Origin of the sequence: Bacillus cereus group sp. BfR-BA-01316, assembly GCF_022664195.1 — a bacterium.
GTDB lineage: Bacteria > Bacillota > Bacilli > Bacillales > Bacillaceae_G > Bacillus_A.
Genome location: NZ_JAKUGX010000012.1, coordinates 101,096 through 111,619 on the forward strand (window position 1 = coordinate 101,096; position 10,524 = coordinate 111,619).

The window sequence follows — 10,524 nt, forward strand, 5'->3', positions numbered from 1 at the left end:
TTTTAAACATTTTTTCAGAGTAGCTTGTATCATTTTTTTCTCCCTCCCTTAATATATATAAAATTAGCAAGCCATATCGAGTGGATGTTCTAACAATGGGAGATAGGTTTCTACTAAGAGTGAACTTCCATAGATCGGACTCTTATAGGATTTTAGATGCAATCCTTTAGAGCGGGGATAAAAGGGGGGACAAAAGTGATTGAAATTTGCTTCGAAGAAAAAAATGATGCTGTGCACGTATACAGACAACTAACGAAAAGAACGGAATCCTTATATAAGGAAACAAGTGTATATTTAAACGAACAAAAGGTTGTTATTCATATACCATTATGTGAATCGAATTATATTGAAAAGATTTTATTGCCAGTATTACTATATTTCATTATGAATGTGAAACAAAATGAATGGATTCATACCATTTTAAAGGAAAAGTTTTTTTATGAAGAACAAGAAGAGTGTCATCAAATATTGCATATGGCACATGAGATTTTAAAGGAAAGAAGAAAAGGAGCAGCTCGTGATTTAACACGTCAAAAATTTGAATCTTATATTGCGTCGTCTTTGAATGATTGGCTTTGTGATCCGCTCTCATTCTCGTTTTCATCATACGTTCGTTTTCGTCTTCGTACATATAGGGAAATGGTAGCTAAGCTTGCTGAAGTTGCAATTGATGAGTATAAGATGGAGCAGGAATATCAAATGTTCATTGAGACACTTCGCCAACAAGTAAGTAGCCGAAAATCACGTTTGTCCTGTGTACATCTTATTTTTGATGAAAGTTTTATTTTCTATGATGATAAAGGTAGACGTTTAAAACAGGAGAAATTAGTTCAATATATAGATGAAGAATTATTAAAGAACCAGGATGTATATATCGATACGAAAGTAATTGCACCACTTCTTTCTATTTCGCCGAAAAAGATTTATTTATATACGAAAGAACAAGATCATAATATGATTATTACTTTGCGAAATGTATTTCAGGAACGAGTGCAACTACATGGATTACATGAATTTGAGCGCAACGTGAAAAATTTAAAAAATAAAGGTAACGCCCTTGATTTTCTAAGTTTTTGAGCATATAATTACCTACATAAATGAAATATATCGAAATGTTATGATGAGGACATGGGTAGTTTTCTACGATTTTCAGAGAGGGAAGCCTTAGGGTGTGAGCTTCCTAGTACGGGATAATTACTTACCACCTCTAAACTTTAGCAGTGAACGTTTTTCTAGTAATTGCTAACGGACAACACCGTTATGTTGAACTTGAGCAATTAACAATAAGGTTAATTGGAACAAGGGTGGAACCACGAATTCAACACTCGTCCCTTTTTATGGGATGAGTGTTTTTTATTTTGAAAAAAAAGAGGAGTGACCAGTGATGGCAGATGTAGTTAAAATTACTTTCCCTGATGGAGCTGTGAAGGAGTTTCCAAAAGGAGTAACAACTGAAGAAATCGCAGCTTCTATTAGCCCAGGCTTAAAGAAAAAAGCTGTGGCTGGAAAATTAAACGATGAGATGATCGATCTTTCTACACCAATTGAAGAAGATGGTGCAGTTTCTATCATTACATTAGATTCTGAAGATGGCTTATATATTTTACGCCACTCAACAGCCCACCTTTTAGCGCAAGCGTTAAAACGTTTATATAAAGATGTTAAGCTTGGCATTGGTCCAGTAATCGAAAATGGCTTCTACTACGATATCGATATGGAAGAAGCAATTACAGTTGAAGACTTCAAGAAAATCGAAAAAGAAATGCAAAAAATCGTGAACGAGAACTTAGAAATCGTTCGTCATGAAGTACCACGTGCAGAAGCACTTCGTCGTTACGAAGAAGTTGGCGATGAGTTAAAATTAGATTTAATTAACGATCTTCCAGAAGATGCAGTTATTTCAATTTACGAGCAAGGCGAATTCTTCGACCTTTGCCGTGGCGTTCACCTTCCATCTACAGGGAAGATTAAAGTGTTTAAATTATTAAGCGTTGCAGGTGCTTACTGGCGCGGTGATAGCAATAATAAAATGTTACAACGTATTTACGGTACTGGATTCGTTAAGAAAGCAGAATTAGATGAGCACTTACGTATGCTTGAAGAAGCAAAAGAGCGCGATCACCGTAAATTAGGTAAAGAGTTAAAACTATTTACTAATAGCCAAAAAGTAGGACAAGGTTTACCACTTTGGTTACCAAAAGGTGCAACAATTCGCCGTATTATCGAGCGTTACATCGTTGATAAAGAAGCAAGCTTAGGCTATGATCACGTATACACTCCAGTATTAGGAAGTAGAGAGCTTTATGAAACTTCTGGTCACTGGAACCATTACCGTGATGGCATGTTCCCATCAATGGAAATGGATAATGAAGAGTTAGTTCTTCGTCCAATGAACTGCCCTCACCATATGATGGTTTATAAAAATGATATTCACAGCTACCGTGAATTACCAATCCGTATTGCGGAACTTGGAACAATGCACCGCTATGAAATGTCTGGAGCATTATCTGGATTACAACGTGTACGCGGAATGACTTTAAACGATGCGCACATTTTCGTTCGTCCAGATCAAATTAAAGAAGAGTTAAAACGTGTTGTAAACTTAACTTTAGAAGTGTACAAAGATTTCGGTTTAGAAAACTATTCATTCCGTCTATCTTATCGTGACCCAGCAGATACTAAAAAGTATTATGCTGATGATGAGATGTGGGAAAAAGCACAAGGTATGTTAAAAGAAGCTATGGATGAAATGGGTCTTGATTACTATGAAGCTGAAGGTGAAGCGGCATTCTATGGTCCAAAACTTGACGTTCAAGTTCGTACTGCTCTTGGAAAAGACGAAACACTTTCAACTGTACAATTAGACTTCTTACTTCCAGAACGCTTTGAATTAACTTACGTTGGTGAAGACGGTAAACAACATCGTCCAGTTGTAATTCACCGTGGTGTTGTATCAACTATGGAACGTTTCGTAGCCTTCTTAATTGAAGAATACAAAGGCGCATTCCCAACTTGGTTAGCTCCAGTTCAGGCGCAAGTAATTCCAGTTTCTCCGCAAGTACATTTAGACTATGCGAAGAAAGTACAAGATGAATTACGACGTGCTGGTATCCGTGTTGAATTAGACACTCGTGAAGAGAAAATTGGTTACAAAATCCGTGAAGCACAAATGCAAAAGATTCCGTACATGCTTGTAGTAGGTGACAATGAAGTTACTGAAAATGGCGTTAACGTACGTAAATATGGTGAACAAAAATCAGAAACAATCGCATTAGATGCGTTTGTTGACATGATTAAAGTAGAAGGAAAACGATAAGAAAAAGCCGCGGTATACCGCGGCTTTTTTATGTATTATAAAAAAGAAAATCTAGAAAAAATAACCAAACAATACTTATCATAAAAAAGTATTGCAAGTATGCTGGTTGTTTGTTACAATATTTCTTGTTGTTAGTAAAACACATCGCGTCTTCTTGACAGACGTCATGTCCTATGATAAACTCATCAAGGATAATAGAATATGGTTTTGACAAGTAGAAGCACCCGCTTCTCACCTGATGGACGCATTCGCAGTTAGCAGGTAAATGTATTTCTTACTAAAGATATTACAAGTGTGGGTGCCGTGTGCCCGCACTTTTTTTGTTCGGGTTCTACAATTGCAAAACGTATTCTAAGAAAACCTTGGAGGTGGCTTACTATTAGCAAGGATATGATGATTAACGAGCAAATTCGTGCACGTGAAGTACGCTTAGTTGGCGCAAACGGCGATCAACTTGGAATCAAGTCTCGTAATGACGCTTTAGACTTAGCTGCAGGTCTTAATCTTGATTTAGTATTGGTTGCTCCAAATGCGAAACCGCCAGTATGCCGCATTATGGACTACGGTAAATTCCGCTTTGAGCAACAGAAGAAAGAAAAAGAACAGCGCAAAAATCAAAAAGTAATTAGCATGAAAGAAGTTCGTTTAAGTCCAACAATTGATGAACATGACTTTAACACAAAACTTCGTAATGCTGTCAAGTTTTTAGAGAAAGGCGACAAGGTTAAAGCGTCAATTCGCTTTAAAGGACGTGCCATTACTCATAAAGAAATCGGTCAACGTGTTTTAGATCGCTTCTCAGAAGCTTGTGCTGAAGTTAGTACAATTGAATCTAAGCCTAAAATGGAAGGACGCAGTATGTTCTTAGTTTTAGCACCGAAAAACGATAAGTAATAGATAGAGGAGGAAATACCTATGCCTAAACAAAAAACTCATCGCGGCGCTGCAAAGCGTTTCAAAAAGACTGGATCTGGTAAACTGAAGCGTTCTCACGCTTACACAAGCCATTTATTCGCTAACAAATCTACAAAAGCTAAACGTAAACTACGTAAAGCTGGTGTAGTTAGCGCTGGTGACTTCAAACGCATTCGTCAAATGCTTGACAACTTAAAATAAGTTCGGCTGATATATAGAACAAACTAGGAGGTAATATTATGCCAAGAGTAAAAGGTGGTACAGTTACTCGTCAACGTCGTAAAAAAGTTATAAAATTAGCAAAAGGTTACTACGGTTCTAAGAGTACATTATTTAAGGTTGCTAACCAACAGGTTATGAAATCTCTAATGTATGCATTCCGTGACCGTCGTCAAAAGAAACGTGACTTCCGTAAATTATGGATTACACGTATCAACGCAGCAGCTCGTATGAATGGTCTTTCTTACAGCCGCTTAATGCACGGTTTAAAAAATGCTGGCATCGAAGTTAACCGCAAGATGCTTGCTGACTTAGCTGTTCATGACGAAAAAGCTTTCGCTGAATTAGCAACAGTTGCAAAAAACAACATTAACTAATTGTTTAAAACCTTAGAAGATCTTTCTTCTAAGGTTTTTTTATTTGTATTCATTATAACGATTCAATAACTTGTGAAATTTCCCGCTTAGTGTCGTCACAATTAAATGAGTTATTTCTATCTAGTATATTAAGATGTGCTTGTAAGAGCTTTTGTAACGATAACGAGGAGACTTTTACATGAAAGTAGGAAAGATTAACGGACGTGTCGTTATCGATATGACAAAATCAATATAAAAGAATATATAAAAAAAGTCAGGAGAATCCTCCTGACTTTTTTTTATTTGAACTCATTCGTAAAGAAGTGTATCTTTCCTAGCAGAAACGACACTGCTATAATGGAAAGATGATATGGAACTTTCATCAAGTGAACAATCTATGAGTGATGATTGAAACGTATTTGCAAATTAAGGACAAGCTATCTTTATAAAGATGTAGGTAGCTGACTTTTTAATAAGAAACGAAAAATAATAATGAACTTTGAGATGAAACAACATTGTTGCGGAAAATGCGATGTTGGAGGAGGACAATAGAATGGACTTACTACAACTATTTAAATTACAAAAAGAATTAGATGACCGTATTGTGAAAGAACATGACTTACAACCGAAGAAATTGTTAAAAGAAAAAATGTTAGCTCTTCTTGTAGAAATTGGAGAACTTGCAAATGAAACACGTTGTTTTAAATATTGGAGCAATAAACCAGCGTCAGAACGTGAAGTAATATTAGAAGAATACGTAGATGGTTTACATTTTATTTTATCAATCGGAATCGATTTAGGAATTGATAAAAACTTCTTATTCTATAAATGTGCGCAAACGAATAAAACACAAGTGGAAATTTTCTTAGACACATATGCGAAAGTAATTCGCTTTACAGATCAACCTTCTATTACGAACTATATTGAACTATTTACAAGCTATCTTCGTCTTGGACAAGCGCTTGAATTTGAACAAGAAGAAATTGAAAAAGCATATTTAGATAAAAATGAAGTAAATCATCAGCGTCAAACACAAGGATACTAATTTAATTTTTGAATATTTCAATTTCCTTTTGTATAATAAAGTGACTGAAGAAAAAGGAGGGTGTTGGCAATGACAAAATTAGACGAGACATTGACAATGCTAAAAGAATTAACAGACGCACGCGGTATTGCGGGTAACGAGCGCGAACCACGTGAAGTAATGAAGAAATATATTGAGCCGTTTGCAGATGAACTTTCTACTGATAATTTAGGAAGTTTAGTTGCGAAAAAAGTTGGGAAAGAAAACGGCCCGAAAATTATGGTTGCAGGTCATTTAGATGAAGTTGGCTTTATGATTACGCAAATTGATGACAAAGGCTTCCTTCGTTTCCAAACGGTTGGTGGCTGGTGGTCGCAAGTTATGCTTGCACAGCGCGTAACGATTGTAACGCGTAAAGGAGATGTAACAGGTGTAATTGGTTCAAAACCACCGCACATTTTACCTCCAGAAGCTCGTAAAAAGCCAGTTGAAATTAAAGACATGTTCATCGATATTGGTGCTTCTAGCCAAGAAGAAGCGATGGAGTGGGGCATACGACCAGGAGATCAAGTTGTACCGTACTTCGAATTCCAAGTGATGAAGAATGAAAAGATGTTACTTGCAAAAGCATGGGATAACCGAATTGGTTGTGCAATTGCAATTGACGTATTAAAACAATTAAAAGATGAAAAGCATCCAAACGTTGTATACGGCGTTGGGACTGTACAAGAAGAAGTCGGTCTTCGTGGTGCGAAAACATCTGCAAACTATATTAAGCCCGATATCGCATTCGCTGTAGATGTTGGTATTGCTGGGGATACACCGGGTGTAACGGCAAAAGAAGCGCAAAGTAAAATGGGTGATGGTCCGCAGATCATTCTATATGATGCTTCTGTTATTGGTCATACAGGTTTACGTGATTTCGTAGTTGATGTTGCTGATGAATTACAAATTCCATACCAATATGACTCTGTAGCAGGCGGGGGAACGGATGCAGGAGCAATTCACATTTCTGTAAATGGTATTCCGTCTATGGCAATTACGATTGCGACACGCTACATTCATTCTCATGCAGCGATGTTACATCGTGATGATTATGAAAACGCAGTGAAGTTAATTGTAGAAGTTATTAAACGTCTTGATAAAGAGGCTGTACATAACATTACATTTAATTAATAGAAAAAAGCGAAGGGTAATTTCCTTCGCTTTTTCCATTTTTAAAACGGTCGTTCTAATCCTGCTGCAGTATGGGCTCCTAAAATAATTAAGCGAGTTAATTGCATTGCCATGAAATGCGGGGTATAAATCATGCCTCTTTTTAACCATGACATAATCATACCGATATGAGCCCCTGTAACATAACTAATAAGAATGTCACGAGGAACCATGAGTTCTTCATCATCAGGTTGTGAAATAGATAAGCTTAATGTTAAATGTGTTTGGACTGTTTTCATCATTTTATAAGAGTAGTTTCTAGCGGCTTTATCACCAAGCATAACGTTATAGAAGTTCACATTTTCTGCTATATGTTCAAATAAAGCTAAAAATGTTGGATGTGGTGAGTCAAATGTGAGCTGAAAATCTTCTTTATTTCGTTTTTGTGGTTTAATTACTTCAGCTAGTTTTTCTAACATTTCTTCTATGCTTTTTTCTAATAAATCATATTTATCATGGTAATGGCTATAAAATGTAGCACGATTTACAGGAGCACGTTCCGCGATATGTTGCACAGTTACATTTTCAAAGCCCTTTTCGCCTACTAAAGCGACAAAAGCATCCTGTATGAGTTGTCTCGTTCGTTTTACACGTGGATCATTTGTATTTTTAATAGACATTTTTACTTCACCTCGTTTAATTTTTTTAACTTAAACAACACATGTATAGTGTAATGTTGTTTAAACGACATATGGGTTTAAATTGTTGGTTGTAGATTCGGGATAATTATTTATAATTATAAACGATAGTCCTTTAGAAATCAGCACCGCTAGGATGCAGACAAAACATAGTTTGCGTCGTAAAAGGTGTGCTTTTTTTGTTTAAAGGTTAATATAATTAACAATTAAACAATGTAAACACTAAGGATGTAAATAGTTTAGAAAAAAATTATATGCGATATAAGGAGAGGAATGCAATGAATCAGTTTCGAAGAATGGTAATTATCAACATTATCACATTAATTGTATTAGTTGGCGGCGGTATTGGCGGTTATTACTATTACAATCAAGCGGAAAACTATTTAAAAACAGAAAATGCGAAGATTGACGGGAAAGTAATCCCAATTGCATCACCAGTAGCAGGTAAGTTAACGGACTGGAAAGCTGAAGTCGGAAAAAACTACAATGAGAACGATAAAGTAGGTGCGGTTACTGTAGCAGGAGCAAATGGTGAGCAAACAGTAGATGTAACAATTCCGCAAAATGCAACAGTTGTACAATCAAATGCAACAACTAATGCATTCGTTGGAGCAGGTAGCCCGATTGCTTATGCATTTGATATGAACAATTTATGGGTAACGGCAAATATTGAAGAAACAAATATTGATGATGTTCAAAAAGGTCAAACAGTAGATGTGTATGTAGACGCATACCCAGATACAACGTTAACAGGGAAAGTAGAACAAGTTGGATTAACAACAGCGAATACATTCTCGATGTTACCATCAAGTAACGCAACAGCGAGCTATACGAAAGTAAAGCAAGTTGTGCCAGTGAAAATTTCTTTAGATCATAGTAAATCAGTAAATATTGTTCCTGGAATGAATGTGTCAGTTCGTATTCATAAGTAAGGGGGAGATGAGATGTCCTCAATTGCAATTGTAGGATATGCACTATTTTGTATAATCGTCTTCTTCCTTATAAATCGTCTTTTACGAAAGAAAAAAACGAATGTGGGAGAAGAACAAGTCCCAGCCGTAAGTAAGATAGAAGTAAGTCAAGCAGAAACAGTAGAGAAAGAACTTGAACAAGAAACAGAAGCTTCTAACGTAGTGGAATTAGAAACAGGGAAGCAAGAGCAAGTAAAACAGGAAAAAGAAATGCTGAAGAGACAATTACCGGTAGAGAATGTGAATGTAAAGGCAGTTGTAGCTGTATTAATTCTCGGTATGTTCGTTTCTATTTTAAACCAAACGATCATTAATGTTGCATTGCCTCCATTAATGAACGAATTTAACGTATCAACTTCAACAGCACAATGGTTAATTACAGGCTTCATGCTTGTAAACGGAATTTTAGTACCGATTAGTGCATTTTTAGTTTCACGGTTTACGTATCGTAAATTATTCATAGCAGCAATGTTATTCTTCACTGTAGGATCTATCATTTGTGCTACATCAGGTAACTTTACAATGATGATGACGGGCCGCGTTATTCAAGCGGTTGGTGCAGGTATTTTAATGCCAGTTGGTATGAATATTTTCATGACATTATTCCCGCCTCATAAGCGCGGAGCAGCTATGGGGTTACTTGGGGTAGCGATGATTTTAGCACCAGCTATCGGACCAACTGTAACAGGTTGGGTAATTGAAAACTATAGCTGGAACTTAATGTTCTATGGGATGTTTGTTATCGGTTTAATTATTACGTTCTTATCTTTTAAATTCTTTACACTAGCTCAGCCAGTGTCTAAAACAAAGTTAGATGTATTCGGTGTTATTAGTTCAAGTATTGGACTAGGTAGCTTACTGTACGGATTTAGTGAAGCTGGAAATAATGGCTGGACTAGTGCAGAAGTTGTTATAACACTTATTATCGGTGTCATTGGTTTAGCTGTATTTATTTGGAGAGAGTTAACAACGGAAAATAAAATGCTTGATTTGCAAGTGTTTAAATATCCAACGTTCACTTTCACATTATTAATTAACGCAATCGTAACGATGGCATTATTCGGAGGTATGTTATTACTTCCAGTATACTTGCAAAACATTCGCGGTTTTACACCGATGGAATCAGGTTTATTATTACTTCCAGGATCATTAATTATGGGGATTATGGGACCAGTTGCAGGTAAACTATTTGATAAGTATGGTATTCGTCCGTTAGCAATTGTCGGATTAGCCATTACAACATTTGCGACATATAAATTTACAACGTTATCGATGGATACACCGTATAGCGTTATTATGACGGATTATATTATACGTTCAATTGGTATGTCATTCATTATGATGCCAATTATGACAGCTGGTATGAACGCGTTACCGATGAAATTAATTTCTCACGGTACAGCAACGCAAAATACGTCAAGACAAGTAGCTGGTTCAATTGGAACAGCGATATTAATCACGCTTATGACGCAACAAACTACTGCTCACGTAGCGGATTACGGCAATATGTTAACAACGTCAAACCCGATTTTAGTTGATAAAGTACACGGTATGGGCCAAAGCTTAGCGGCATTAGCCGGATCAGCTCAAGCAGGAGATGCGATGAGCACGCAACTATTATTCGGACAAATTTCAAAGTTATCTGCAATTAACGGTATTAACGATGCCTTCTTAATTGCAACAATATTAGCCGGTATTGCTTGGGTGTTATCGTTCTTCTTACCATCAGGCAATAAACCAAATAGAAAAGCAGGGAATTAATAAAATGTACCCTATAGAATAGACACTTAAAAAAAGTCTATTCTATAGGGTATTTCTTGTATAATAAGAGGAAAATTGGGATCGGAGAATGTTCAAAATGACAAAAAAG

At 36.3% G+C, this 10,524-nt stretch carries 10 protein-coding genes and 2 other annotated features; of the genes, 9 read left to right on the top strand and 1 reads right to left on the bottom strand.

Features of this window, described 5'->3' with window-relative positions; translation table 11 throughout:
* Window positions 1-195 precede the first annotated feature (195 nt).
* The 7 genes from ytxC to MR071_RS12180 all read left to right on the top strand — a co-directional run bounded on the left by ytxC (window position 196) and on the right by MR071_RS12180 (window position 7,006).
* The gene (gene ytxC, locus MR071_RS12150) at window positions 196-1,077 is read left to right on the top strand and encodes a putative sporulation protein YtxC (RefSeq protein WP_105586795.1); all 882 of its coding nucleotides are present in this window, start codon (window positions 196-198) and stop codon (window positions 1,075-1,077) included.
* A gap of 31 nt (window positions 1,078-1,108) precedes the next feature.
* Window positions 1,109-1,336: a binding site (T-box leader), on the top strand.
* Window positions 1,337-1,384: 48 nt separating this feature from the next.
* The gene (gene thrS, locus MR071_RS12155; RefSeq protein ID WP_105586794.1) at window positions 1,385-3,316 is read left to right on the top strand and encodes a threonine--tRNA ligase; all 1,932 of its coding nucleotides are present in this window, start codon (window positions 1,385-1,387) and stop codon (window positions 3,314-3,316) included.
* Window positions 3,317-3,522: 206 nt separating this feature from the next.
* Window positions 3,523-3,643, top strand: a sequence feature (ribosomal protein L20 leader region).
* 63 nt (window positions 3,644-3,706) lie between these two features.
* Window positions 3,707-4,210 (top strand): translation initiation factor IF-3, encoded by a 504-nt coding sequence (gene infC, locus MR071_RS12160; protein ID WP_002015470.1) that lies wholly within the window; start codon window positions 3,707-3,709, stop codon window positions 4,208-4,210.
* A gap of 21 nt (window positions 4,211-4,231) precedes the next feature.
* Window positions 4,232-4,432, top strand: a complete 201-nt coding sequence (gene rpmI, locus MR071_RS12165) for a 50S ribosomal protein L35 (protein ID WP_001125945.1) — start codon at window positions 4,232-4,234, stop codon at window positions 4,430-4,432.
* A gap of 38 nt (window positions 4,433-4,470) precedes the next feature.
* Window positions 4,471-4,827, top strand: coding sequence for a 50S ribosomal protein L20 (rplT, locus tag MR071_RS12170; RefSeq protein ID WP_001138364.1), 357 nt, complete (start codon window positions 4,471-4,473; stop codon window positions 4,825-4,827).
* A gap of 532 nt (window positions 4,828-5,359) precedes the next feature.
* Complete coding sequence (locus tag MR071_RS12175) at window positions 5,360-5,851, top strand: dUTP diphosphatase (RefSeq protein ID WP_000365057.1); 492 nt, start codon at window positions 5,360-5,362, stop codon at window positions 5,849-5,851.
* Between the two features lie 69 nt (window positions 5,852-5,920).
* On the top strand, window positions 5,921-7,006 hold the full coding sequence (locus MR071_RS12180) for a M42 family metallopeptidase (RefSeq protein ID WP_105586793.1): 1,086 nt from the start codon (window positions 5,921-5,923) through the stop codon (window positions 7,004-7,006).
* A gap of 41 nt (window positions 7,007-7,047) precedes the next feature.
* On the opposite strand, the gene MR071_RS12185 is transcribed toward MR071_RS12180, so the two are convergent.
* Entirely contained in the window at window positions 7,048-7,665 is a 618-nt protein-coding gene (locus MR071_RS12185; protein ID WP_242236194.1) for a TetR/AcrR family transcriptional regulator, read from the bottom strand.
* Window positions 7,666-7,961: 296 nt separating this feature from the next.
* Between MR071_RS12185 and MR071_RS12190 the strand changes: the two genes are divergently transcribed.
* The gene (locus MR071_RS12190; RefSeq protein WP_105586792.1) at window positions 7,962-8,615 is read left to right on the top strand and encodes an HlyD family secretion protein; all 654 of its coding nucleotides are present in this window, start codon (window positions 7,962-7,964) and stop codon (window positions 8,613-8,615) included.
* Window positions 8,616-8,627: 12 nt separating this feature from the next.
* Window positions 8,628-10,415 (top strand): DHA2 family efflux MFS transporter permease subunit, encoded by a 1,788-nt coding sequence (locus tag MR071_RS12195; protein WP_105586791.1) that lies wholly within the window; start codon window positions 8,628-8,630, stop codon window positions 10,413-10,415.
* Window positions 10,416-10,524: the final 109 nt, after the last annotated feature.